Genomic DNA, 24,109 nt, shown 5'->3' with positions numbered 1-24,109 from the left:
CTATTTTTTCTTTTCAACCATTTCTAATTGGTCAACACTGACATTGGTGGTGAAAATGCCATAATTAACAATTGCTTTCCCTTTTTCTAGAGAATCTATGCTCCCAACAGCTTTACCATCTTGCATACGTACCCGATCACCAACCTTAAAAACTGGTCTTGGTTTATTCCTTTCTTTAATAATCGCCTTTTTCTTCTCTACCTTCTTTTTCTCGCGAATTACCTTTACTTCTTTTTGTACTTCCTGTGCAACTTGAGCTTTTTTGGCTCTTTCCAATTTGGCCTGGTGCGCCGTTTTCTTTTTTCTTTTACTGTTTTCTGTTTCTACAATTCGCAAAAGTTCAGAAACCAAAGGTCGTTTCTTATTGTCTTGAAAATATTTGTCTGCAGCAACGTTTACTTTGTTCCCCAATTGGATCATTCGCTGATCATGATCGTAGAGCTCTTGATAGTTTTCAAGTTTAGATTTTATTTTTGCATTTAGTTTTTCCAAACGCTGACTTTCTTCTCTGGCCTTGTCTTCTTCCTCTTTTAATCTAGACCCTGTTTGCGCCATTTTATTGCGTTCTTTCTGCAATTTTGCAATGGTGGCATCAAACCTTACTTTACCTCGTTCAATTTTCTTTTTCGCCTTGTTGATCAATGAATAGGGGATACCATTTTTTTGGGCTACTTCAAAAGTAAATGAACTACCGGCTTGTCCTAAAATTAATTGAAAGGTAGGTTCCAATGTTTTGCCGTCAAAAAGCATATTGGCATTGGTTACGTGCGGTAATTCATTGGCAAGAGCCTTTAAATTGGCATAGTGTGTAGTTATGACTCCGTAAGACCCGCGTTCATAAAACACTTCTAAAAACGCTTCGGCAAGCGCACCGCCCAATTCAGGGTCACTACCTGTTCCAAATTCATCTATTAAAAACAGGGTGTTATCATCGCACCGCTTTAAAAACTGGTTCATGTTCTTTAAACGATAACTATATGTACTTAAGTGGTTTTCAATACTTTGGTTGTCTCCTATATCAGTTAAAATCTTTTTAAAGAAGCAAACTTCACTTCTCTCGTGAACAGGTATCAACATTCCGCTTTGAAGCATTACTTGAAGCAAGCCAATGGTTTTTAATGTAATACTCTTACCACCAGCATTGGGACCGGAAATAACAATGATCCTGTTTTCTTGATGAAGTTCTATAGTCTGTGGAAAAGTCTTTTCCCCTTTGCGCTTATTGTTTAAAAATAACAACGGATGATATGCTTCCCTCAGGTACAACCTATTGTCTGCATTGATTTCAGGCATTAAAGCGTTGATATCTTCAGCGTACTTAGCTTTTGCTGCTATGACATCTATTTGTGTTAGAAATTCTTGATATGCGCTTAAAAGAGCTCTAAATGGTCTAATTTGGGAAGTTAACAGCTTAAGGATACGCTGTACTTCTTTCTTCTCTTCAAATTCTAGGTTGTTTAGCTCTCTGCTGTACTTTAAGGCCGCTTCCGGTTCTATGTAAACTATACTTCCTGTCTTTGATGTACCCATGACGGCACCTTTGATTTTTTTACGGTACATGGCCTTGACCGCCAACACGCGTCTATTTTCTACGACCGATTCCCTTATTTCATCAAGGTAATCCGAGGCTTGGTAGGTGTTAAGGGCAGCACCAAAACTTTGGCTGATTTTTCCCCTTACGGCATTAATTTGCCGTCTTATGGCAAATAACTGATCGGAGGCATTGTCTTTAACCTCTCCAAATCGATCAATTACGCCATTGATTAGATTGGGTATTTCAGTATTGGGTTCAAGTTTAACGGCAAAATCATTTAATAATGGATAGTAATCCTTGAATTTTTTAAAAAATTTTTGATGTTGTGCAACCGTTAAGCAAATACTGGCTATACGTTTAAAACCTTGGAGTTCTAAAGTGGTGTTTTCAATTTTCAATAGCTTTAGATCGGCATTGATACTATCAAAACCATGATTTGGAATACGATTTTCACTTACTAATGAAGATAGGTATTCAGCAGTTTTGCCCAGTTCAATTTTGATAACCTCTTCCGTAATGAAAGGGGCAATTTGTAAAGCGGTTTCTTTACCTAGTTCAGTATGGCACCTAAGGGATACTTGTTGTAATACCGATGGAAATTCTAGGTCTTGTAATGTTTTGGAATGTATGTTGGCCACGTTATCTTAATAATAAGTGGCAAAGGTACACATTGACAATGAAATTTAATAGATGGAGCAATTATCGGCTGATCCGATGAAATGTGTTCTGGGTCTAATTAATGGAATTATGTTTAGTATTTAATTGTTATGACATGAGTTGACTTGTGATAATCATAATATTACATTTGAAAAAGATGAATGATCTATTGAATACCTTACAAAATAAACTAGTTCCAAGTTGGCGACATCAACTCAAGGGTGAATTTGAAAAGCCTTATTTTAAAGATCTTATACAATTTGTGTACAATGAGTATAGTGAGCACACTTGCTACCCCGGTAAAAATGACATCTTTGCGGCATTTGATTATTGTGATTTTAATGATGTAAAAGTTGTAATTATAGGGCAGGATCCCTACCATGGTCCTAATCAAGCTAATGGATTATGTTTTTCGGTAAAGGATGGTGTAAAACATCCGCCATCATTAGTGAATATATTTAAGGAACTGGAAAATGATATAGGCAAAACATACCCACAGAGTGGAAATCTTGAAGATTGGGCTAAACAGGGTGTTTTATTATTAAATGCTACGCTTACCGTACGGGAACATGAAGCCGGAAGTCATCAGAAAAAGGGGTGGGAAACATTTACCGATGCTGTTATAAGATCGCTTTCAGAAAACAGAGAGCAATTGATTTTTCTATTATGGGGTGGCTTTGCCAAAAAAAAAGCGAAACTGATCAATGCAAAGAAGCATTCGATTTTAACATCGGGTCACCCATCGCCATTAAGTGCTAATCGTGGGTACTGGTTTGATAATGGACATTTTTCTGCCAGTAATAAAATTTTGAATGATTTAGGCAATAAAATGATAACGTGGTAAGTTAGATAATAAATAAATGCTTTAAATTTAGTAGGTATCAAAAGGTACACCACTCAATCAAACAAACTAAAACTACTTAAATGAATAACTTAGACAGGCTGAATACCATTTTACTGGTCGATGATGATGATGCAAGCAACTTCTTGCATTCTATTTTTATCAATAAGCTGGATATGGACGTCAATATTAATTCTGCATTAAACGGTCAAGAAGCTTTAGATTTTATTCTAGGTAAAGGTCAAGAGCAGTTAGAATTACCTTGTATGGTCATGTTAGACCTTAGAATGCCGGTGATGGACGGTTGGCAGTTCATGAAAGCTTATGAGGATATGGTTCCTAAAAAGCTTAAAGATCAAATAACCATTGTTCTAGTTACAATTAGTGATAATAAAGACGATAAAGAGAGAGCTAATACAAACAAATATGTTGCCGATTATGCGCAAAAGCCTTTGTCAGATGATACCTTTAAAGCATTAATTCAAAAGCATTTTAGTTTAGCGACAATCTAAAACTATTTTAAAATATCTGTTACGGGAATTGAATCTACTATAAGATTTAGTTCCCGTAATGTGTTTTGTACATGGGTCAAAGTCTCTGCGGGTAGCTGTTTTTGACTCCAATCGGTTATTTGCAACCACTCTTGAATGTCTTCCAATTGTTGATGATACCTATTTGCTAGCGTAGTATCTATTTTAGGTATTTGTTTAAATTCTCTAGTATAGGTATTGATTATCTCAAGTATATGATCTAGAATTCCGTTATTTTCTTCAAGAAAGGTGTTGGTACCTACAAGAACAAAACAAGGCCATGGTGTAGGGCAATTTCCTAAATGTCTAAAAGTTCCTTTATCTACCAATGGCTTTGTGGTAAAACGCTCCCACATAAAATAATCGGCATCACCAGAAGCTAAACCATTAATTGCACCTTCAAGATTGTTTATAATGTTGAATTTTAAATTATGGGTGTCCCATCCCATTTGCTTAGCTTGAACGTAAGCCATTAAATGGCTGCCACTACCAAAGCGACTAATGGCTGCAGTGGTATTTTCTAACTCATTTAATGATTGGAACGAACTTTTGGCGTCTACATGTATACCCCAAAGCAGGGGAGATGCAATATATTCTTGAATAATTTTTACGGGGTTACCTTCGGTGATGCTCTTAACAATACCTTCTGTCAAAATGATTGCCAGATCTGTTTCGCCATCTTTTAGCATTTGGCTCATTTTACCTGTTCCTTCAGGTATATCTGTCCATTCAAGTTGAATACCACGCTCCTCAAAAGCACCTTCTTCAATGGCTAGATGCCAAGGAAGGTTAAAATGTTCTGGAACTCCAATTATCTTAACCGTTTTCATTCAATTTACTTTTTAGATAGTCATAGATGGCGTATTGTGATCGTATTGGGGCGTCACCATCTGCCATATCAACTTTTTTGTTGGTGTTGTTTACATCAAGTATACGTGCTTTTTGATTGTCATCAAGCTGCAATGACAGAATATGCTTCAATTCGTTAAAGATGTCCTCGTCTAAAATAGGTGTTAATACCTCAATTCTTCTATCAAGGTTACGGGTCATCCAATCAGCTGAGCCAATGTACATTAGTTCGTCTCCGCCATTTTCAAATAAATAGATACGCCCATGTTCCAAATACCGATCTACAATACTAGTAATGTACACGTTATCTTTCATGCCGTCACTAGGGTTTTCGTTAGATGTTAAATAGCAACAGAACCCTCTTACGATTAATCTAACATGGACACCTGCATTAGCAGCTCTGTACAATGCCTTGATCATGTTAGAATCTTCAAGGCTGTTCATTTTCGCAGTAATACCAGCTTTCTTTCCGTTTAATGCCGCCGTAATCTCATTTTGAATAAGGTTCATAAACGTAATTCTGGTTGTAAACGGCGAAACCATTAAACGCTTCAATTTAGGTACGATCAATTTACGTTCCAGCACCTGAAACACCTGGCTTAAATCTTTGGTTATTTTCTTATGAGCAGTAAATAAACCGTGATCACAATAAATTTTGGATGTTTTGGCATTAAAATTACCAGTGCCAATATAGGCATAGCGCTTTTCAATTTCACCCTCCGTTCTATATACCATGGCAATTTTTGAATGCACCTTTACTTGTGGTATGCTGAAAATTACTTTAGCGCCTTTCTCCTCAAAAATACGTCCCCATTTAATGTTATTGGCTTCATCGAACCTTGCTTGTGCCTCTACGAATAAAGTGACCTCTTTATTATTATCCAATGCGGTCAATATGGCATCTGCTAGAGATGATGACTTGGCAATACGGTAAATGGTCATTTTTATAGCTTTTACCTGTGGGTCTGTGGCTGCTGCTGTCAAAAAATCTTCAACCACCTTAAAATCTTGGTACGGAAAATGTACCAATTGGTCTTTTGTGGCGATACTATTAAATATATCCGTTGTAAATGATAATTCTGGGTGAGGCAATGCCGGTTTCTCTTGGTATTGTAAATGTGCAGTTCCTTCTGGAGCGGGAAAAGAGAAAAAATCGGATAAATTATGGTAAGTGCCGCCTGGTGAAAGATCAACGTCTCCCAGTTTAAAATCACGTTTCAATGAATCTATTAGCCAATTTGGCATTGACTCATCATAAAGTAGTCTGGTGGCCTGACCGGATAGGCGTTTGTCCAAAGAATTGTAAATTTTCTCAACAAGTTCTACATCAGAGTAATCGTCATCCAAATATAATTCCGCATCTCTAGATAGTTTAATAGAATAACAACCAAGGACCTCTTTTGACGGAAGAAATTTATCAATGTTAAGCCTTATGGCATCATCTATATAGCAAAATTGATGGCCACCTCCTGGAATAGGAATAAAACGTTCTTGTCCATCTGTTGGTATTTTAACAAGGCTATATTCATCTCCAGGGTGTGCTACTACTAAATAAAGCGCACCATCGGTTAAAAATGCATTTTCCTCATGAATCTCACATGCATCTTTTATGTCATTCAAAAACAGCTCTTCTAAAAATTGCTTCTGATTTTCACTAATGTTTTTGGAATTCTTAATGAATATGTCATGTTCTTCCAATTGAGCTAGGGTAGAAGCTATGACTTTGCCAAATTGTACTTGTTGTTCGTTTACGGTTTGTAAAATATGCTGTAAGGTAGAATTTGCCTTGAAAATTAATTTTTTACGAAACTTTTTATCAAGATTTTTAATTTGACGAAGCTGAGAGACACGAACCTTAAAATATTCATCTAGATTAGATGAGAATATCGCCAAAAACTTTAATCGTTCTAACAACGGTGTGTCATCACTTTTAGCTTCAAGTAGAACACGCTCGTTAAAATAGAGCCAATTAATATCCCTATGCTTTAAATTGTCTTTTTTCATTGTAAGATTTGCGTAAAAATAAGTAGTGCAATTTTAAGATTATTGTAAATCTATGTTAAGCCAATCTTTCCAAACAGAACTCAATAAGTTTATCTACCGAAGCGGTTGGGGTAGTAGAGAACTCCCCGGTTGACCTGTTGGCTAAAATACAATTTAGTGATACGGCCTCGTGATCTAGTAGCTGTGAAAGGGCATAAATACCCGAAGTTTCCATCTCAAGGTTGGTCAACCGAAGAGCATTATAGGAAAAAGATGATAGTTTCTCCATTAATTCCATTTGACTTGGCTTAATTCTTAATTGTCGCTGTTGAGGACCGTAGAACCCTGTATTTGTTGCTGTGAATCCTAATCGTATACGATTATCCGTAAACAGTTCACCTAGTTTTTTTGAGTAGGATAGCACGTATGGCCTTGCTTTGGTCTTATGCCAAGAGGTGTGTGCTATGAATGATTCTTCTATTTCTGGATAATTAATGTTACTGTGCTCATAGAAATGCAGAAGCCCATCAAATCCTATAGCATATTCACTTATTAAAAACGAATCAATGGGTATGTTGGGTTGTATGGCGCCACTGGTCCCTATTCTAATAATATTTAAAGAAGTGTGCTCTTTTTTTAATGTTCTTGTCTTAAAATCAATGTTAACCAATGCATCCAACTCGTTTAAGACAATATCAATATTATCCGTACCTATGCCGGTAGAAATAACAGAAATTCGTTTGCCGTTCAAATGCCCGGTATGGGTATGGAATTCCCGTTTTCCTTTTCTGACCTCAATGGTATCAAAAAAACGGGAAACCTGACCAACCCTATCTGGGTCGCCAACCGTGATAACTGTGGTTGCAATATCTTCTGGTAATAAATTCAGATGATAAATACTGCCATCTTCATTGATGACAAGCTCAGCAGGCTTTAGTTGCATGCTATAATTTTAAGATTCGGTTCGTAGTGGTGTTATAGAGGAAATTGTACTTTAAAGCACCTCCTAAATACACATCGTTGTCTTGAATACAAGAATAATAGCTTGTTTTGCCTTCTAGGATTTCCTTTCCTTTTTTGGAAATACGGACAGGATTTAAGCTGGTGATCAAAGGTTTTAATCGTGTTATGGCACGATCATATTGAGTATTGGAAAAACCAAGATTTCCCTGATTTTTAAGCAGCACATCCATGTATTCTGTTTTGGACTTTGGTTTTTTGTCAATGGCCAATTTTAAAATGGTATTTTCCATATCATTAAGTCCGTTATTAATGCTTGGAAAACGTTTTAAGTGGGATTTTACGGCATCACCTAAATAATCAAACTGATAATCCTTAAAGTCGGTCAGGTTTTCTAATCGTATAGGGTTATTGCTACAGTAAAGTTGCCAAACATAATCGGCATATTCGGTATCATCTTGTGTTAATACCTTTTTGTTTTTGTAAAGACCCAATAATTGTTCGTCAGATAGCTCGTTAAGGCTATACATCTTATCTGATTCATCTTCCTTACCACTACATACCAAAGATATTTGGGCATATTTTCTATGGGTGAGAAGCCAGCTAATGACCGCTAGCATATTCACTTGACAAAAAAGATCATATTCGAACCAAAGTACGATATGATCTTGTTGTTTATGACTACAGAGCGATCTGTATTCTTTAAGTGTCTTTTCTATAAACCACGATTTTGAAACTTTATAATTTTTATGGAGAAACTCAAAACGTGCTTTCCAAAATGTTTCCGTACCTACGTTGGGCAGTGTTTGGCCTTCACAAAGCATTTCGCGCCATGTAATGACGTCACCGTCTAAATTTAATTTCTGAAGGCGTTCGGTAAAAACATCTCCATTGGTAATGTGTAAGAGAGAACTCATACCAGGTTTGATTTAGTTAGAATGATTAAAAATAATACTTATAACAACGTTATAAAATTATTTAACAGAAAACAAATGATAGTTTTAAAGACTGAAATAATGTTAAATTAACCGCCTACACGCTTCACTGCAAAGCCTTTATCTTTAAGTATTGACATGATTTTATCGCGATAATCTCCTTGAATTATAATTTTATCGTCCTTAAAACTGCCACCAACACTCAATTTCGTCTTTAGTTCTTTGGCTAATTTCTTAAAATCTTCGTCTGCACCGGTATAACCTTCCAATATTGTTATGGGTTTACCTTTGCGTTTTTCGTACTTACAGATTATTGGGTCGTCTTGAAGCCAAATAGGGTTGTCCGCCTTATTTTCTACCTCATTTTCTTCGGGTTTGTGGTCTGGAAAAAGATTTTTTAACTGGTCTTTTAGATCCATGGTTATTATTTTTTAATTAACCCTAACTCAATTAATCTTTCATGTAAAAATTCTCCAGCGGTAATATCTTCATATAGTTTAGGATGTTCATCATCAATACAGTTCTCTAAACAGTTTAACGGCATTTCGCTAACAGGATGCATAAAGAACGGAACAGAATATCTAGAAGTGCCCCAAAGTTCCTTAGGAGGGTTAACCACCTGATGGATTGTGGAAAGCAATTTATTATTTGTTAATCGTGACAGCATATCGCCAACGTTGATCATTAACTCATCTGGTTTTGCAATGGCATCTACCCATTCGCCTTCGTGGTTTTGCACTTGTAAACCTTTACCATGTGCACCCATTAAAAGGGTAATCAAATTTATATCGCCATGTGCAGCAGCTCTAACGGCATTCTTTGGCTCTGTCTTTATAGGAGGGTAGTGGATTGGACGTAAAATTGAATTTCCGTTTTTGATGAAGTTATCAAAATAAAACTCATCTAAGTTTAAGTGAAGGGCCAATGCACGTAAAACGTATTTTGCCGTTTTTTCCAACATTTTATACGTTTCCTTACCTACTTTGTTAAACTCAGGTAATTCTTTTACAATGACATTTGCAGGATATTCCTTTTCTAACTTATCATTATCCTCAACATACTGTCCAAAATGCCAAAACTCTTTTAAATCACCTTCTTTTCTACCTTTGGCATGTTCTTTACCAAAAGAAGTATAACCACGTTGCCCGCCTATGCCTTCAATTTGGTACCCGTCTTTTACATCATCAGGTAAATCAAAAAAAGCTTTTATCTCTGCATAAAGCGAATCTACCAGCTCATCGGACAGGAAATGTCCGCCCAACGCAACAAAGCCAATCTCTTCAAAGGCTTTTCCAATTTCATTTATAAATTTCTGTTTTCTTTTTGGATCTTCCGAAAGAAAGTCAGTCAAGTCTACACTAGGTACCAAACTCATATTTTAAAGATTTTACGTAAAATTAATAATTATTGCTGATTTAATAGCGTTGTTATAATCGATACTTGCTATATCCATTTTTGTTACATTTATAGTTTAATAGTCTAAATTGACCTTATCAATGAATTACACCGATTTTAAAGTAACGGAAGACGTTAAGTTAAAACTTTATAAATCAATGCTTAAACCTCGTATGGTAGAGGAGAAAATGTTGATATTACTGAGACAGGGCAAAATTTCCAAATGGTTTAGCGGTATTGGTCAAGAGGCTATTTCTGTTGGGGTAACTACAGCTTTAAAGGAAGATGAATATATATTGCCCATGCATAGAAACTTGGGTGTTTTTACAACCAGGGAAATTCCATTATATAGATTATTTGCCCAATGGCAAGGTAAAGCTAGCGGATTTACACAGGGTAGGGACCGTAGCTTTCATTTTGGCACACAAGATTTCAAGATTATCGGTATGATCTCTCATTTAGGTCCGCAGTTAGGTGTTGCGGATGGTATCGCTTTGGCTCATAAACTCAAAAAGGAGAAAAAAGTAACTGCTGTATTCACAGGGGAAGGAGCAACTAGTGAAGGAGATTTTCATGAAGCGTTAAATGTCGCCGCTGTTTGGGAACTTCCTGTACTTTTTTGTGTTGAAAACAATGGGTATGGATTGTCTACTCCCACAAACGAGCAGTTTAAGTGTGATAATATTGCCGATAAAGGTGTGGGTTATGGTATGGAATCGCATATTATTGACGGGAACAATATTTTAGAAGTTTATTTTAAAGTTGCTCATTTGGTAAGGGATATGCGTATAAATCCAAGACCAATTTTGTTGGAATTTAAGACGTTTCGCATGCGCGGACATGAAGAGGCCAGTGGAACAAAATATGTGCCTCAAGAGCTTCTAGATACCTGGGCGGCTAAAGATCCGCTAGAAAATTTTACGACTTATTTAATCGGCGAAAATTTGTTGACCCCAGAAAGTATAGCGGCTTACAAAACTGAAATACAGGTAGAAATTGATGAACATTTGAGAATTGCTTTTGCTGAGGATACTATTAAACCTAATGAAACTATAGAGTTAGGTGATGTGTATCAAAAATTTGATTATAAAGAAGTTAGACCTAGTAAATTTATTACAAAAATCCGTTTGGTAGATGCCATATCAGAAGGTTTGAGACAGGCTATGAAGAAGTTTGATAACCTGGTGATAATGGGACAAGATGTCGCTGAATACGGTGGGGTATTTAAAATTACCGACGGGTTCGTTAACGATTTTGGTAAAGAGAGAGTACGCAATACACCTATTTGCGAATCGGCAATTGTTTCGGCTTCTATGGGTTTGTCCATAAACGGTATGAAGGCGGTTATGGAAATGCAATTTGCGGATTTTGCCAGTAGCGGATTTAATCCTATTGTAAATTATTTGGCAAAGAGCTATTACAGATGGGGAGAAAACGCAGATGTAGTTATACGAATGCCCTGTGGTGGTGGGGTAGCGGCAGGTCCTTTTCACTCCCAGACCAATGAAGCATGGTTTACCAAAACACCCGGTTTAAAAGTTGTGTACCCCGCGTTTCCATATGATGCAAAAGGATTGCTTGCTACGTCAATTGAAGATCCGAATCCGGTATTGTTTTTTGAACATAAAGGGTTGTACAGAAGTGTATACCAAGAAGTACCTGTTGATTACTATACCCTTCCCTTGGGGGAAGCCAGTCTTTTAAGGCAGGGAGATCAAATAACTATTATTACCTATGGTGCAGGAGTGCACTGGGCATTGGAAACTTTAGATGATCATACGGAAATTAGGGCAGATGTATTGGATTTAAGAACCTTGCAACCCCTAGATACAAAAGCTATTTATGATTCGGTTATAAGAACAGGAAAAGTTATAATACTACAGGAAGATAGCCTTTTCGGCGGAATTGCAAGTGATATTTCTGCAATGGTCATGGAGAATTGTTTTGAGTACCTGGATGGTCCAATAAAAAGAGTTGGTAGCTTAGAAACGCCAATACCTTTTAATGCCGAACTGGAAGCACAGTATCTTGCAAAATCTAGGTTTGAAAAAGATTTGTTAGAGCTCATAGCTTATTAAAGGAAACAGGTCAACAAAAATGTTAAAAGAGGTAATAAGTATGATTGTTTAAGAGCATCTTTGCAGTGTCAATTGGTCGAAAATATAAAAAGTTTCCGTCCAAATAATGACAAACGACGTATATAGATCAAACCTAAATAATTTACTTATGAAAAAAATGATTTTGCTTTTTAGTGTGGTACTCTTAATATCCTCATGCTCAATTTCGAAGGATGCTAGGGGCAAGCGCAATCTACTAAGCGGTACTTGGACCTTGAACAATGTTTCTTTTGAGGGTAATACGGGCAATGTTAAGGCTGTTTTGTTCAATGATGTTGAAGATATTTGTTTAGAGGGCAGCGAATGGTTCTTTAGAGATAATAACAGCACTGGTAGATATACCATTGACCAATCCACTTTTTGTACAGGGGGCGATCGTTATATTAGATGGTCTGTTGTAGAACGTGAAGAAAATTATACAAGCCAACTACAGTTCAAATTCATTAACGAGAAAAACCAAGATATTTCCGGAGGTGCGGGTTACCGTTTAAATATTGAAAACCTTACGGAGTATGCAATGACCCTAAAGTCTAACGTTATGGTAGAAGGATCACCCGTGAACGTAGTTTATGAATTCAGTAAAAAATAATTACCTACTTATAAATTAAATAAAGTATATGAAAACAATGATATTACGCAAAACTAGTTACATAATCGCTCTTGCCATGGTAATGAGCTGTAGTACAGTAAAAAATGCAAATAAAACCCAAAAAGGTGCGGTAATAGGCGCAACGGGTGGAGCCGTAATCGGTGGTGTTTTAGGAAATAACGTAGGTAGTGGAAATAATACCGCTCTGGGTGCAATTTTAGGTGCTGCCATAGGTGGCGCTGCCGGTGGATACATAGGAAATAGAATGGACCGCCAAGCTGAGCGTATAGAAGAGGAAATTCCAGGAGCAGAAGTGAAAAGAGTAGGTGAAGGTATCAATGTTACGTTTAACGAAGATGCCGGAGTTTATTTTGACACCAATAAATCAAATGTACAAGGTACATCTGCAACTACATTGAACAAATTGGTTGGTATTTTCAAAGAATACCCAAAATCAAATATTTTGGTAGAGGGCCACACTGATAGTGCAGGTGCAGAAGAGTATAACCTTAATCTTTCTAAGCAAAGAGCGGAGTCGGTAACCAATTATTTAATAAGCCAAGGGATAGACGCTAGTCGTTTTGATACCAAATGGTATGGAGAAACACAGCCAGTTGGTGATAACAGTACCGCTGCGGGAAAAGCAAAGAACAGACGTGTGGAGTTGGCAATTGTTGCCAGTGAGTCTCTAAAACAAGAAGCTAAAACCCAGACGAACTAAGATTTTCAAGTTTGGTATTGAGTTAAAAATAAAAGCCCTGCATTTGCAGGGCTTTTTTGTTTTTGGTGTAACTTCCATGCAATGAAGGAGCATAGCATACTGATAATTGGAGGTGGTCTAGCGGGACTTTGCGCCGCGGTTCATTTGGCTATGGAAGGATTGGATGTTGCCATATTGGAGAAACAGACTTATCCACATCATAAAGTATGCGGTGAATATGTGTCTAAAGAAGTTGAGCCATATTTACAACGTTTGGGTATAGACTTAAGAGCTAAAGGAGCTATAGAAATTACCCGGTTTAGTATGAGTGCCATTGATGGTTATAGTATAGAAACCGAACTGCCTTTGGGCGGATTTGGTATTAGTAGATATGCATTTGATAATTACCTATATCTACGGGCAAAAGAACTTGGGGTCATTTTTTATTTTGAAAAAGTAATTTCTACGGCGTTTAAAGATGATCAATTTACCGTGGTAACAAATGTAAAGAACTATACGGCAAAAATAGTCATTGGTGCATATGGTAAGCGTTCTGTACTAGATAAGAAACTTGATAGAAACTTCAGTAGAAAGAAGCATTCTTGGTTGGCGGTAAAGGCACATTATAAGGTTTCTGATTTTCCAAAGGGTATAGTAGCATTACACAATTTTAAAGGAGGTTATGGTGGCTTGTCCCAAACGGAAAGTGGAGCAATAAATTTCTGTTATTTAGCACACTACAACAGTTTTAAAGCTTGTAAAGATGTGGATAGCTACACACAGGAAATTGTTGGGGAAAATCCGTCTTTGAGAAAATTTCTAGAAAATTCCGAACCTGTTTTTGATAATCCCATGACCATAGCACAAATATCCTTTGATAAAAAAGACAGTGTAGTAGACCATATGCTGATGTGTGGAGATACTGCGGGACTTATACATCCACTCTGTGGCAATGGTATGGCTATGGCAATACACAGTGCTAAAATTGCTTCAGAACTGATTGTTCAATTTTACGGTCAAGGTAAATATAGTCGTGTTGCTTTAGAGCAAGATTACCGGAAAGCTTGGTCTAAAAATTTTGCTAGAAGATTATGGTTTGGCAGAATATTACAAGGCATATTATTAAATGAAAAATGGGTTTCAATAGGCTTAAAAACCATTGGAAGATCAATAACAGTATTAAGATATATTATTTCAAAAACACATGGTAAGCCTATAGTTTAATGATAGATTTTAAGTATAGAAGTGAAGAAGTGGAGATTATGGATACCTACAAAGGTACCATCTCCGAGCTTGAGTTAATATTAAATGATATTAATAGGGTCAATAATTTGCTAGGTGGTTACCGTATTACTTTAAATGCTGTTTTTGAATTACTTAGGTTTAAAAATAAAAAATCGTATACGATTTTAGATATGGGTTGTTCCGATGGAACCATGCTGAAAAAGCTTGCGTCTGCAGCCAGAAAGAAGAATATTGACCTTAAATTAATAGGAATAGACTTAAATGCAAAAGCACTGGAGTTGGCAAAGCGGAATACCATAGATTATCCAGAAATTAGCTATATACAGGCTGATATTCTTTTACACGATTTCTCCGATTTAAAAATAGATATTGTGATGTCTACATTGACCCTTCACCACTTTACGGATGATGGTGTTTTAAAGTTTGTAAATCGGTTTGTACAATTAGCTTCAATTGGGGTGGTCATCAATGATTTGGAGCGTAGTCCGGTTGCCTATTACTTGTTTAAAATATTTAGTTGGTTTTTTATAAAAACTGAAATTGGCAAAAAAGATGGCTTATTATCTATTCGAAGAGCAATTAAAATAAATGAATTGCGACAAATAGCTCATAAGGTTTCTAATGTAACGCATCATATACAATGGAAATGGGCATTTAGATATGTATGGGTTTTAAAAAAGAAGTAGTAGATTGAAGATTAAGAAAGCTATGAATTACACAAGAATTGTAACTGTCACCAAAGAATTACCACCGTATTATAGAAATACCGAGGATATTATTCCCCTTGTTGAATATTGGTTAAGTGGGCAAGAGGAACGGTTTACCAGAAAAGTGGTTAAAATATTTGAAGGCGCTGCGGTAGATAAACGTTATTCAATTATGCCACCGGAAGATGTGTTTCAAACAACTTCTTTTGAAGATAAGAACAAGATTTATAGCAGAGAAGCCAAACGTATGGGGGGCAATGTTTTAAAGAAAGCCTTGGGCAAAAGTAATTGGGCGGCTTCATCAATAGATTACATTATTACGGTTAGTTGTACAGGTATAATGATTCCATCGTTAGATGCATATTTGATCAATGAATTGGGTATGCGACAAGATGTAGTTAGACTTCCCGTAACAGAAATGGGTTGTGCAGCTGGCGTTTCCGGGCTCATATATGCACACAATTTTTTGAAATCCAATCCGGGTAAGCGCATTGCCTTGGTATCGGTAGAAAGTCCCACCGCAACCTTTCAGCTTCAAGACTATTCCATGGCAAATATGGTCAGTGCGGCAATTTTTGGTGATGGGGCGGCATGTGTGTTATTATCATCCGAAGAAAATGCAATTGGACCTAAAATAATTGGAGAGGAAATGTACCATTTTCATAATGCTACCCAAATGATGGGGTTTGACCTTACCAACCACGGATTGAAAATGATACTTGATCCCGCAGTACCCGAAACCATTGCTGATCATTTTGCAGAAATAGTACATCCTTTTTTAGAAAAGTACGGTAGTTCCATTCAGAAAGTAGACCACTTGGTATTTCATCCTGGTGGAAGAAAAATTGTGCAGACCGTAGAAGCTTTATTTGGCGCTTTAGGGAAAAACATTGATGACACTAGAGAGGTATTGCGTCTTTATGGAAATATGAGTAGTGCTACGGTGCTTTACGTTTTAGAGCGCTTCATGGATAAGAAAATTCCGGAAGGAGAGCAAGGGCTCATTCTAAGTTTTGGGCCAGGATTTTCGGCACAACGGGTATTAATAGAATGGTAGTATATTTTAGGTATGGAAAATAGGTATTGGGCATTAATTTTAGGCGGTAGTAGCGGGTTAGGGTTGGCAACGGCAAAGAAATTGGCTTTACATGGCTACCATATAATCATAATTCATAGGGATAGACGGGCAGATATGGATATCATCGAAGAACATTTCAATGAAATTGAAGCATTAGGCAATCAATTACTGGCAATGAATGTAGATGCCTTAAATGCTGAGAAAAGAAAAGGAATTATTGATGATATAAGGCAGAAGTTGCCTTTAGGGCATAAGATTAAGGTAATGGTACATAGCGTGGCAAAAGGCACATTAAAGCCTATGTACTCCAAAACAGCACCTACTTTAGTAGATGTAGATTTCAGAATAACTTTTGACGCAATGGCATTAAGCTTGTTCGATTGGACAAAAGCCTTGGAAACAGCAGGGTTGTTTGCTGATGATACTAGGGTTATATCGTTTACCAGTGAAGGTAATACCAAGGCCTTACCTAATTATAGCGCTGTTTCAGTGGCTAAGGTGGCATTAGAGGCATTGACAAGAAGTATTGCACTGGAGTTCGCTTCCGTAGGTATAAAGGCAAATTGTATACAAGCGGGTATTACAATAACCAAATCATTATCAATGATTCCCGGTTTTGAACAAATTAAAGAAAATGCCCTGAGTAGAAACCCTAATAATCGTTTAACCACTCCAGAAGACATTGCCAATGCAGTGTATTTACTTACCACTGATGAGGCAAAATGGATAACGGGTACCGTAATCAAGGTAGATGGTGGTGAAAGTTTATTGTAAATGTAAAACCTATGAAAAAATCATATTCTTATATATTGGACCAATTGCCTTATGCGCATCCTTTTTTATTTGTAGATAAAATTTTAAATGCGCATGATACTGGTGTTGATGGCTCATATACGTTTAAGGCTGATGCTGATTTTTATAGTGGTCATTTTAAGAATAACCCTGTAACGCCTGGAGTCATATTGACGGAGTGTTGTGCCCAAATAGGTTTGGTTTGTTTGGGCATATATTTAATGGGGAAAGATGAGGCAGAGAAAACGGTTGGTATAAGTATGAGCAGTTCGGAAATGGATTTTTTATTACCTGTTTTTCCTGGAGAACGGGTAAAAGTAATTTCAGAACTGAAGTATTTTAGATTCCAGAAATTAAAGTGCCATGTAAAAATGTATAATGAACAAGATAAACTGGTCTGTAAAGGTATATTGGCAGGCATGATGAGATAGCTAATGGGTAGACGTGTTGTAATTACAGGTTTAGGAGTTTGTGCGCCAAATGGTGTAGGTCTTACTGATTTTACCCAGGCATTATTGGATGGTAAAAGTGGCATTAGGCATCAACCAAATTTAGAGAAACTTGGCTTTGGTTGTCAAGTAGCGGGAGAGCCCTTGGTGAAAGATAATTTGATCAATTCTTATTTTACTCCCTTAGAAAGAAGGGGGCTAAATGCTTCGGGAATTGTGTATGGTGTAATTGCAGGTGTGGATGCTTGGAATGATGCGGGACTTGTTAAGAACACGACAAATGAGCCTAGTTGGGATCGTGGAATTGTTTTTGGAACAGGTATACTAGGGGTAGATAAATTTAGGGAAGCCATTCATTTAATAGATGATGGCAATGTGAGAAGATTGGGTAGTACTTCGGTTATTCAAACCATGGCAAGTGGAATTAGTGCTTATTTAGGGGGTATGTTAGGGTGTGGAAATCAAGTGACCACCAATTCTGCAGCTTGTACCACGGGAACAGAAGGTATAATTATGGCTTATGATAGAATAAGCCAAGGAAAGGCGGAAATTATGCTCACAGGTAGTTGTAGTGACAGCGGACCTTATGTATGGGGAGGTTTTGATGCCATGCGTATATTGCCTAGGGGATATAATAATGACCCGGCAAAGGCGAGCCGGTCAATGAGTGCAACTGCAAGCGGATTTATACCGGGTAGCGGGGCAGGAGCTTTGGTATTAGAATCTTTAGAAAGTGCGCAAGAACGTGGTACACACATATACGCCGAAGTTTTAGGTGGGGAAATCAATAGTGGAGGGCAAGTAGGCGAAGGTTCTATGACAGCACCCAATAGCTTGGCGGTACAACGCTGTATTAAGAATGCTGTAGTCAATGCCGGTATAGAAGCATCGGATATAGATGTTATTAACGGACATTTGACGGCTACCTCAAAAGACAGCTTGGAAATTGAGAATTGGAGCGTGGCCTTAAATAGAAAAGGGGCGGATTTTCCTTTAATCAATTCTTTTAAAGGTGCAGTAGGTCATTGTTTGGCAGCTGCAGGTAGTATAGAATGTGTGGCGGCTATTCTTCAATTTAAAGAACAAGTTGTTTTTAAAAATATCAATTGTGAAGATGTTCACCCTGAAATAACTGAACTGATCGCAGATTCATGTATCCCAAGAAAGACGTTAGAACATGCACCTAGTATAATAGCCAAAGCCAGTTTTGGATTTGGAGATGTCAATGCCTGTGTAATTTTTAAAGCGTTTACTAAATGACCCTATAAGTTTATACCGAATAGTATTAAAAATTGAATAGTAGTATGCAAAAAGAAGAAAAGTATCAAAAATTAAAAAATATTATCAAAGTCTACCTTCCCGAAGACGTAGCGTTTTCTGATATTTCAGAAGATAGCCATCTGATGAACGACTTAAATATCAACTCTGCCAACTTGGTAGATATTGTGTTGGATGTGGAGGATGCTTTTGATATCCGGTTAGAGAACGAGGATATGGAAAACATGCAGACCGTTAATGATGCCGTTGCTATTATAGATGCAAAATTAAATACATAATAATGTTAGCTCTCGGTACCGTGTTCCTTGTTCTTATCCTTAATTAGAGTAGATGCAAGAATACCGGAAATCAGTGCTACCGAAATTACGGTCAGCGAGACCCATTCCGGTAAATGAACATAATGAGAGAAAAGCATTTTTAGACCTACGAAAGCTAAAATAACCACTAAGCTATAATTGATGTACCTGAATTTTTCTAGCATTCTGGATATTAAAAAATACATAGAACGTAAACCTAAAATAGCAAGTATGTTAGAGCTGAATACAATAAACGGGTCAGCTGTTATTGCTAATATGGCAGGTATACTATCAAGTGCAAAAAGAATATCTGTCAATTCGATCACTATTAATGCAACAAAAAGCGGTGTAGCAGCATTGAGCCCCATTCGTTTAACAAAGAAATCGTGACCATGCATAGTCGTCGTTACGGGGTAAATCTTCTTTATTTGTTTAAAGACAAAAGAATTTTTTGGGTCAAAATTATCGTCATCGCCCTTTAGCATTTTAAATGCGGTATACAATAAGAATACTCCAAAAACATAAATGATCCATTCGAATTTGGTTATTAATGCAACACCAAATAAAATCATTAATGCTCTAAATACGATTGCCCCTAGAATTCCCCAAAATAACACACGGTGTTGGTATAAAGGCGGAATTTTAAAGGATGAAAAAATAACGGCGATTACAAATACATTGTCCACACTAAGTGAAAGCTCAATGAGATAACCCGTTATATATTTTAAAACGGCGTCATTTGGCGTAAGTGCAGTTGGGTTGTCAATAATTTCCGCATTGAAGAGCCAATAAATAACACCACTAAATGCTAGGGCAACGGTTACCCATATAGCGGTCCAGATGCCTGCCTCCTTAGATTTGATTACATGTTCGTTCTTGTGGAATACCCCTAGGTCAAGGGCAAGAAATACAAGTACAAATGCGATAAAGACTATCCAGACTATCATATAAAATTTTTGAAGTTGCAAAGGTATTAAAAAATGGAAAGTAGCACTGTGATTTGTTTAAAACGTTAATGCTTGATTATCATTTATTTAAATACCTTATCGTTTTTGCAAAGGTGATATTTGTGTTTAAAAAGCATTACATCTTTTGACTATATTTTTAGCCTATTTGCCATAAGTATCTAAAAAGCTTGGCAGATTACCTTTTGCAGTTAAAGCGAGCAATACTTTCGATGAAGTGCAAGTAAGTTTCTAGTTTTTTGACCGGTAGTAATAAAATTGCTACTTTAAGGGTAGAACAACTATATGAAATGAAAAAACTAGCTCTTTGGGGTGGTGTTTTCATGTGCCTTTTTTTGGGGATGAACACTGCTGTTGCACAAAATTCAGATAGCGTTAGTGCAAAAGTAAACAAACGCCCTTTGTTAAATCAATTTGAATCCGATTACGTTTTAACTGCTTCGGAACGAATTGCATTGAAACAAAGTCGTATCGCATATCAATATCGTGTAAAGGAAATCTTGGATTCTGTTGAAATATCGGATCGTAAAAGAAAACGGTTGCTTTTAGAATTAAAGCGAAATCCTTTCTCTGAAAAAATTAAAGAAGCGGTCGCGGAATATACGTTAATTGAAGAATAGGAAGTGGTATAAAAAAAATGCAGTCTAATGAGACTGCATTTTTGCTTTTCTTTTTTCTAATTGTCGGTGTAAATCCTCAATCGAAGAAGCTATGGAAGCTTCAAAACTAGCTGAAGAGGATTGCGCAAATAATCGCGGTCCCGGTGCACTTAAGCGTATGTTGCAAACCATACCTGTGTCGGGGGAAGAGGTATTCTCTTTTTTGAAGAAAACATCGGATCTTACAATAAAATCATACTTATCCAATAATTTCTCTAATTTTTGCGCTGCCATAATCTCTAAACGATTACTGGCTTTTACATCGTCGTATTCAAAATTGATATTCATAGGCTATAAGTTTAGTTTAAGATACTCATTTTGGTAATGCTTCACAATTAAAAATATCTTAATAATATGGTAGGTCAATATTAAGTTTTGCTAACTGTTTTGTTTTTATAAGGTTAGCAGTTTCGGTTCCATTTTAAAATTAAGTTAAACTTACACAAACATAGTACAAATATGAAGTGTTTATCTTAAATTGAAGTAAAATTCCCACATTTTTACTTTTAAATCAACCGCCATGGAAAATGTACAGGATAAATCTCAGTGCTTAGGTAAGTTGGAACGTTGTAAAAACACTATCCAACATTTTAAAATTAGGGTAGATTCATATTTGTATGAACCTACAACGATGGCATTGTTTGAAACCAAGGTGCATTTAAAAAATACGATTAAGAAGCTTTCAGAGGTTAATAAAAGTTTGCTTGAGTATTTAAAGTCTACTAATGATCTATTGCCGGAACAATACAACATGGTCAATTTTCATATCAGGGAAACTTCTGAACTTGAATTCGATTTTATGGAGTACACGTTAAAATTTAGAAAGCGTATTGATTCAAGACAAACCGTTTAAAAGCTTATTTCTTAGGTGATTGGTAAATTTGAATATTATTTTTCTTTAACTATTGGGTTTCTTTACATTTTAAAATAATTGTTCTTAATTTAGAGGTAGAACACTTATGAAATTGATATGAAACTATTTATGCGGCTAGCTATTTGCTGCACATTTTTTTGTACTAGTTTGTTGTACTCACAACAGAACACTACGCCTTCTGTAAAACCTAATGAAGAAGATGAAGGACCAATAATGTTTCAGTTTGAGCCTAATTATGAAACTGCCGTTATGTTGCAAAGGGCAGCTTTAAAGCAAAAAATAAAGGCACTTGATACATTGGATATTTCAGATAGAAAACGTCAACGATTGATAAAGGCATTGTACAAAGAGTCCCACAGTGTCAATTTTAAGAAATCGGTTTTAGCGAATACCGAGTTCGAGGAAGAAGAATTTGAAGATTAATTTACACTCTTTGGCATAAAATTGGTAGCGATTAGGGTGTGTAAAGTTAAACCTTATGAAAGCACCATTTTTATTTGTACTTATCTGTTGTATCATGTTTAGTTGTAAATCATCTAAAACCTTAATTGATGATGCGCACCCAATACATTCCTTAGTTTCGTCAAAGAATTTTGAGTTTTCAGCTAAATCTGCTAGTCCGATGGCTACGCAAAGTTTAAATGCTATTGCCAACAGCGGACTTTTACCACCTGGTAATAGTGTTTCAAGAATAGACTTAAATGGTAATGGATATTTTTTAAAAGTATTCAATGATAGTGTTTCCGCAAATTTGCCTTACTACGGTGAAAGACAATTTGGAGGTACTTACGGTATTGCGGAGGGGGTTGAGTTTAATAGTGTTCCCAGCGAATACGAACAAGTTTTCAGTGAAGACAAACAAAAGTATATCATTAACTTTCAAATAAGCAACAAAACGGATCGGTATACTATAACTATGCATATATTTCCAAACAAGTCTTGTTTGGTAAATGTAAATACTACCAATAGAAATACTATTCAATATAATGGTAATGTTAAAATATTAAATACTGAAAATAAATAATTTATCTTTTAGTGTTTAAAGTAATAGTTTAGTAGTTGTCTGTGTTGGTTACGAAGGCAATTCTTTTACTGTCTGGTGACCAACTAGGTACATTAATAGTTCCTTGACCTCCATAGATATGAGCTAAAACTTTAGGTTTTCCACCATTTATTGGCATGATTCTTAGCATACAATGTTTGTAAAAAGGATGTTCCCCTGGATCAATATCTTTAGGGAAGGAAATAAAAACAATCCACTTTTGATCCGGACTCACATGAGGAAACCAATCGTTATATTCGTCAAAAGTTAATTGAGTTTGTTTTTTTCCATTTGCTTTCATTCTATACAATTGCATTGTGCCTGAACGAGCTGAGTTGAAAAATATATACTTACCGTTTTTGTTATATTCCGCACCGTCGTCCAATGTTTCAAAATTTGTTAATTGCTCTTCTTTGCCAGATTTAACGTTAATTGAATAAATATTATATGCTCCATTTCTTTCTCCTGTAAACAGCATTTCTTTTTGGTTTGGAGACCAACCATGTAAATAAGAAGCACCAACACCAGGCTTAGTTACTTTTATAGGTTCTTTGCTTCCTTCGCTTGGTAAATAATAAATAGACGAAGTATTATTGTCCTCTGGGTTATGATGGCTAATTCCTAAAAGTTTACCATCAAAACTAAGTACATGGTCATTATTATTTTTAGTGGCAAAACCTGTGTTGAGAATACTTATAGCGTTGGCGTCTAGATCATAATTATATAATAGACCTTTTGAATTATATATTAACCTTTTACCGTCTACAGTCCAGTTAGGCGCTTGTATGGAGTGAGCCGATTTGTAAATTATGGTCCGATGTCCCGTAGAAACATCCATAAGCTCTAGGTTGCTACCAATATAATCTTGGTATTGTTGAAAATCTTTATTTATAGGTTTAATAATCCTAACATTGCTAAAAGTTGCGGTTTCCAATACTTTAGGGTTGTGGGAACAAACGAACAATCCTATGTATACTTCTTTGTCCAAAGCCACATCATTAAGTTCAACATGTGTAAATTCCTCTCCAAATTTAGCAGTGGACATTATGTACGTAGTGCCACGTCTTTCTAACTGAACTATAGTAGGTGATTCGTCGTTAGATTTAATTTCTTCGGTAGGTCCGTCAATAATTCTTCGATATTGTAAAGAAGTTAATCCGTCCCCATGAATACTTGCATTAACATGGGGTGTGTTAGATTTTAGGTCATTTTTTATAATCCATCCTGCTTTTCTGTGCGGGTCTTTGCCCTTTCCCTTAAAGTTGATGGTGGCTCTTAAAATAAAATCGCCTTGAATGGTAGTCCAGAGGTATTGAAATTCATCGTTGTTAAACCACATATTTTTGCCAGCACCATTTATGGTATAAGTCTGTTCATTTTTATTATAACTGGCAGAACCGGTCAAACTAGGACTGCCTATACCTATTTGGTTGTCAAAAATTCCTATTGTTTCTTGAGCTTGTAGAATTGAACAGAAAAAGGTGAATACGAAAGCAAATAGATAGATTAGCGATTTCATGATTATAAGTTGATTGTTGGTTGATTGTCTTCTAAATATACCTAATAATTTAGTTGTTTACTTAGTAGGGTGTAAAAAGCCTAGTTTTATTCGCTGAATTTTTGTTGATTTTTAT

At 36.3% G+C, this 24,109-nt stretch carries 26 protein-coding genes; 16 read left to right on the top strand and 10 right to left on the bottom strand.

Going from position 1 to position 24,109, the window contains the following annotated elements:
- A complete protein-coding gene (locus I600_RS02285; RefSeq protein ID WP_058102888.1) occupies nt 1–2,172 on the bottom strand; it encodes an endonuclease MutS2 in 2,172 nt (723 codons plus the stop codon).
- A gap of 176 nt (nt 2,173–2,348) precedes the next feature.
- Here I600_RS02285 and ung point away from each other — a divergent pair, with 176 nt between their 5' ends.
- Both ung and I600_RS02275 read left to right on the top strand, forming a co-directional pair.
- The gene (ung, locus tag I600_RS02280; protein WP_058102887.1) at nt 2,349–3,035 is read left to right on the top strand and encodes a uracil-DNA glycosylase; all 687 of its coding nucleotides are present in this window, start codon (nt 2,349–2,351) and stop codon (nt 3,033–3,035) included.
- 80 nt (nt 3,036–3,115) lie between these two features.
- Entirely contained in the window at nt 3,116–3,544 is a 429-nt protein-coding gene (locus I600_RS02275) for a response regulator (protein WP_058102886.1), read from the top strand.
- Between the two features lie 2 nt (nt 3,545–3,546).
- Here the strand turns inward: I600_RS02275 and I600_RS02270 are convergent, their stop codons facing one another.
- The 6 genes from I600_RS02270 to I600_RS02245 all read right to left on the bottom strand — a co-directional run bounded on the left by I600_RS02270 (nt 3,547) and on the right by I600_RS02245 (nt 9,664).
- The gene (locus I600_RS02270) at nt 3,547–4,392 is read right to left on the bottom strand and encodes a substrate-binding domain-containing protein (protein ID WP_058102885.1); all 846 of its coding nucleotides are present in this window, start codon (nt 4,390–4,392) and stop codon (nt 3,547–3,549) included.
- Nucleotides 4,379–6,415, bottom strand: a complete 2,037-nt coding sequence (gene ppk1, locus I600_RS02265; protein ID WP_058102884.1) for a polyphosphate kinase 1 — start codon at nt 6,413–6,415, stop codon at nt 4,379–4,381. Before ppk1 ends, I600_RS02270 begins: the two co-directional genes overlap by 14 nt.
- 55 nt (nt 6,416–6,470) lie before the next feature.
- Nucleotides 6,471–7,337 (bottom strand): nucleoside phosphorylase, encoded by an 867-nt coding sequence (locus I600_RS02260; RefSeq protein WP_058102883.1) that lies wholly within the window; start codon nt 7,335–7,337, stop codon nt 6,471–6,473.
- A gap of 1 nt (nt 7,338) precedes the next feature.
- On the bottom strand, nt 7,339–8,271 hold the full coding sequence (locus I600_RS02255) for a DUF1835 domain-containing protein (protein WP_058102882.1): 933 nt from the start codon (nt 8,269–8,271) through the stop codon (nt 7,339–7,341).
- 107 nt (nt 8,272–8,378) lie between these two features.
- On the bottom strand, nt 8,379–8,708 hold the full coding sequence (locus I600_RS02250; protein ID WP_058102881.1) for a translation initiation factor: 330 nt from the start codon (nt 8,706–8,708) through the stop codon (nt 8,379–8,381).
- 5 nt (nt 8,709–8,713) lie between these two features.
- Nucleotides 8,714–9,664, bottom strand: coding sequence for an isopenicillin N synthase family dioxygenase (locus I600_RS02245; RefSeq protein WP_058102880.1), 951 nt, complete (start codon nt 9,662–9,664; stop codon nt 8,714–8,716).
- A gap of 121 nt (nt 9,665–9,785) precedes the next feature.
- Here I600_RS02245 and I600_RS02240 point away from each other — a divergent pair, with 121 nt between their 5' ends.
- From I600_RS02240 to I600_RS02195, 10 genes are all read left to right on the top strand, one after another.
- Entirely contained in the window at nt 9,786–11,762 is a 1,977-nt protein-coding gene (locus I600_RS02240; RefSeq protein ID WP_058102879.1) for an alpha-ketoacid dehydrogenase subunit alpha/beta, read from the top strand.
- Between the two features lie 148 nt (nt 11,763–11,910).
- Nucleotides 11,911–12,390 carry a lipocalin family protein gene (locus I600_RS02235; protein ID WP_058102878.1) on the top strand — a complete coding sequence of 160 codons (480 nt, stop codon included), beginning with the start codon at nt 11,911–11,913 and terminating at the stop codon, nt 12,388–12,390.
- A gap of 37 nt (nt 12,391–12,427) precedes the next feature.
- Nucleotides 12,428–13,111 (top strand): OmpA family protein, encoded by a 684-nt coding sequence (locus tag I600_RS02230; RefSeq protein ID WP_394332422.1) that lies wholly within the window; start codon nt 12,428–12,430, stop codon nt 13,109–13,111.
- Between the two features lie 81 nt (nt 13,112–13,192).
- Complete coding sequence (locus I600_RS02225; RefSeq protein WP_058102876.1) at nt 13,193–14,314, top strand: NAD(P)/FAD-dependent oxidoreductase; 1,122 nt, start codon at nt 13,193–13,195, stop codon at nt 14,312–14,314.
- Nucleotides 14,314–15,021: a methyltransferase domain-containing protein gene (locus I600_RS02220; RefSeq protein WP_058102875.1), complete on the top strand. Its 708-nt coding sequence runs from the start codon at nt 14,314–14,316 to the stop codon at nt 15,019–15,021. The genes I600_RS02225 and I600_RS02220 overlap by 1 nt, the downstream gene beginning before the upstream one ends.
- A gap of 22 nt (nt 15,022–15,043) precedes the next feature.
- Entirely contained in the window at nt 15,044–16,099 is a 1,056-nt protein-coding gene (locus I600_RS02215) for a type III polyketide synthase (RefSeq protein ID WP_058102874.1), read from the top strand.
- A 12-nt stretch (nt 16,100–16,111) separates the two neighbouring features.
- The gene (locus I600_RS02210) at nt 16,112–16,894 is read left to right on the top strand and encodes an SDR family oxidoreductase (RefSeq protein ID WP_058102873.1); all 783 of its coding nucleotides are present in this window, start codon (nt 16,112–16,114) and stop codon (nt 16,892–16,894) included.
- Nucleotides 16,895–16,905: 11 nt separating this feature from the next.
- Complete coding sequence (locus tag I600_RS02205) at nt 16,906–17,343, top strand: 3-hydroxyacyl-ACP dehydratase FabZ family protein (RefSeq protein ID WP_058102872.1); 438 nt, start codon at nt 16,906–16,908, stop codon at nt 17,341–17,343.
- 3 nt (nt 17,344–17,346) lie between these two features.
- Nucleotides 17,347–18,621 carry a beta-ketoacyl-[acyl-carrier-protein] synthase family protein gene (locus I600_RS02200; protein WP_058102871.1) on the top strand — a complete coding sequence of 425 codons (1,275 nt, stop codon included), beginning with the start codon at nt 17,347–17,349 and terminating at the stop codon, nt 18,619–18,621.
- 44 nt (nt 18,622–18,665) lie between these two features.
- Entirely contained in the window at nt 18,666–18,917 is a 252-nt protein-coding gene (locus I600_RS02195; RefSeq protein WP_058102870.1) for an acyl carrier protein, read from the top strand.
- Between the two features lie 5 nt (nt 18,918–18,922).
- Here the strand turns inward: I600_RS02195 and I600_RS02190 are convergent, their stop codons facing one another.
- Nucleotides 18,923–19,882 carry a TerC family protein gene (locus tag I600_RS02190; RefSeq protein ID WP_058102869.1) on the bottom strand — a complete coding sequence of 320 codons (960 nt, stop codon included), beginning with the start codon at nt 19,880–19,882 and terminating at the stop codon, nt 18,923–18,925.
- A gap of 308 nt (nt 19,883–20,190) precedes the next feature.
- On the opposite strand from I600_RS02190, the gene I600_RS02185 reads away from it, so the two are divergent.
- Nucleotides 20,191–20,520, top strand: coding sequence for a hypothetical protein (locus I600_RS02185; RefSeq protein ID WP_071342334.1), 330 nt, complete (start codon nt 20,191–20,193; stop codon nt 20,518–20,520).
- Between the two features lie 24 nt (nt 20,521–20,544).
- Here I600_RS02185 and I600_RS02180 read toward each other — a convergent pair whose 3' ends face one another.
- Nucleotides 20,545–20,847, bottom strand: a complete 303-nt coding sequence (locus I600_RS02180; protein WP_058102867.1) for an HPF/RaiA family ribosome-associated protein — start codon at nt 20,845–20,847, stop codon at nt 20,545–20,547.
- A gap of 232 nt (nt 20,848–21,079) precedes the next feature.
- On the opposite strand from I600_RS02180, the gene I600_RS02175 reads away from it, so the two are divergent.
- The 3 genes from I600_RS02175 (at nt 21,080) to I600_RS02165 (ending at nt 22,457) form a co-directional block, all read left to right on the top strand.
- Nucleotides 21,080–21,412, top strand: coding sequence for a hypothetical protein (locus I600_RS02175; protein WP_058102866.1), 333 nt, complete (start codon nt 21,080–21,082; stop codon nt 21,410–21,412).
- Between the two features lie 171 nt (nt 21,413–21,583).
- Nucleotides 21,584–21,856: a hypothetical protein gene (locus I600_RS02170; RefSeq protein WP_091603929.1), complete on the top strand. Its 273-nt coding sequence runs from the start codon at nt 21,584–21,586 to the stop codon at nt 21,854–21,856.
- 55 nt (nt 21,857–21,911) lie between these two features.
- A complete protein-coding gene (locus I600_RS02165; protein WP_082642872.1) occupies nt 21,912–22,457 on the top strand; it encodes a DUF4251 domain-containing protein in 546 nt (181 codons plus the stop codon).
- A 28-nt stretch (nt 22,458–22,485) separates the two neighbouring features.
- On the opposite strand, the gene I600_RS02160 is transcribed toward I600_RS02165, so the two are convergent.
- A complete protein-coding gene (locus I600_RS02160) occupies nt 22,486–23,994 on the bottom strand; it encodes a TolB family protein (protein ID WP_058102863.1) in 1,509 nt (502 codons plus the stop codon).
- Nucleotides 23,995–24,109: the final 115 nt, after the last annotated feature.

This window comes from Maribacter dokdonensis DSW-8 (assembly GCF_001447995.1).
In the GTDB taxonomy this organism is placed as follows: Bacteria; Bacteroidota; Bacteroidia; order Flavobacteriales; family Flavobacteriaceae; genus Maribacter; species Maribacter dokdonensis.
Note: the sequence above shows the minus strand (reverse complement) of the source record. Positions and strands in the feature narration are given on the sequence as shown.

Excerpts from the sequence above, each read along its gene's own strand:
- ung (WP_058102887.1), top strand. The coding sequence starts at position 2,349 with ATGAATGATCTATTGAATACCTTACAAAATAAACTAGTTCCAAGTTGG.
- I600_RS02275 (WP_058102886.1), top strand. The coding sequence starts at position 3,116 with ATGAATAACTTAGACAGGCTGAATACCATTTTACTGGTCGATGATGAT.
- I600_RS02270 (WP_058102885.1), bottom strand. The coding sequence starts at position 4,392 with ATGAAAACGGTTAAGATAATTGGAGTTCCAGAACATTTTAACCTTCCT.
- ppk1 (WP_058102884.1), bottom strand. The coding sequence starts at position 6,415 with ATGAAAAAAGACAATTTAAAGCATAGGGATATTAATTGGCTCTATTTT.
- I600_RS02260 (WP_058102883.1), bottom strand. The coding sequence starts at position 7,337 with ATGCAACTAAAGCCTGCTGAGCTTGTCATCAATGAAGATGGCAGTATT.
- I600_RS02255 (WP_058102882.1), bottom strand. The coding sequence starts at position 8,271 with ATGAGTTCTCTCTTACACATTACCAATGGAGATGTTTTTACCGAACGC.
- I600_RS02250 (WP_058102881.1), bottom strand. The coding sequence starts at position 8,708 with ATGGATCTAAAAGACCAGTTAAAAAATCTTTTTCCAGACCACAAACCC.
- I600_RS02245 (WP_058102880.1), bottom strand. The coding sequence starts at position 9,664 with ATGAGTTTGGTACCTAGTGTAGACTTGACTGACTTTCTTTCGGAAGAT.
- I600_RS02240 (WP_058102879.1), top strand. The coding sequence starts at position 9,786 with ATGAATTACACCGATTTTAAAGTAACGGAAGACGTTAAGTTAAAACTT.
- I600_RS02235 (WP_058102878.1), top strand. The coding sequence starts at position 11,911 with ATGAAAAAAATGATTTTGCTTTTTAGTGTGGTACTCTTAATATCCTCA.
- I600_RS02230 (WP_394332422.1), top strand. The coding sequence starts at position 12,428 with ATGATATTACGCAAAACTAGTTACATAATCGCTCTTGCCATGGTAATG.
- I600_RS02225 (WP_058102876.1), top strand. The coding sequence starts at position 13,193 with ATGAAGGAGCATAGCATACTGATAATTGGAGGTGGTCTAGCGGGACTT.
- I600_RS02220 (WP_058102875.1), top strand. The coding sequence starts at position 14,314 with ATGATAGATTTTAAGTATAGAAGTGAAGAAGTGGAGATTATGGATACC.
- I600_RS02215 (WP_058102874.1), top strand. The coding sequence starts at position 15,044 with ATGAATTACACAAGAATTGTAACTGTCACCAAAGAATTACCACCGTAT.
- I600_RS02210 (WP_058102873.1), top strand. The coding sequence starts at position 16,112 with ATGGAAAATAGGTATTGGGCATTAATTTTAGGCGGTAGTAGCGGGTTA.
- I600_RS02205 (WP_058102872.1), top strand. The coding sequence starts at position 16,906 with ATGAAAAAATCATATTCTTATATATTGGACCAATTGCCTTATGCGCAT.
- I600_RS02200 (WP_058102871.1), top strand. The coding sequence starts at position 17,347 with ATGGGTAGACGTGTTGTAATTACAGGTTTAGGAGTTTGTGCGCCAAAT.
- I600_RS02195 (WP_058102870.1), top strand. The coding sequence starts at position 18,666 with ATGCAAAAAGAAGAAAAGTATCAAAAATTAAAAAATATTATCAAAGTC.
- I600_RS02190 (WP_058102869.1), bottom strand. The coding sequence starts at position 19,882 with ATGATAGTCTGGATAGTCTTTATCGCATTTGTACTTGTATTTCTTGCC.
- I600_RS02185 (WP_071342334.1), top strand. The coding sequence starts at position 20,191 with ATGAAAAAACTAGCTCTTTGGGGTGGTGTTTTCATGTGCCTTTTTTTG.
- I600_RS02180 (WP_058102867.1), bottom strand. The coding sequence starts at position 20,847 with ATGAATATCAATTTTGAATACGACGATGTAAAAGCCAGTAATCGTTTA.
- I600_RS02175 (WP_058102866.1), top strand. The coding sequence starts at position 21,080 with ATGGAAAATGTACAGGATAAATCTCAGTGCTTAGGTAAGTTGGAACGT.
- I600_RS02165 (WP_082642872.1), top strand. The coding sequence starts at position 21,912 with ATGAAAGCACCATTTTTATTTGTACTTATCTGTTGTATCATGTTTAGT.
- I600_RS02160 (WP_058102863.1), bottom strand. The coding sequence starts at position 23,994 with ATGAAATCGCTAATCTATCTATTTGCTTTCGTATTCACCTTTTTCTGT.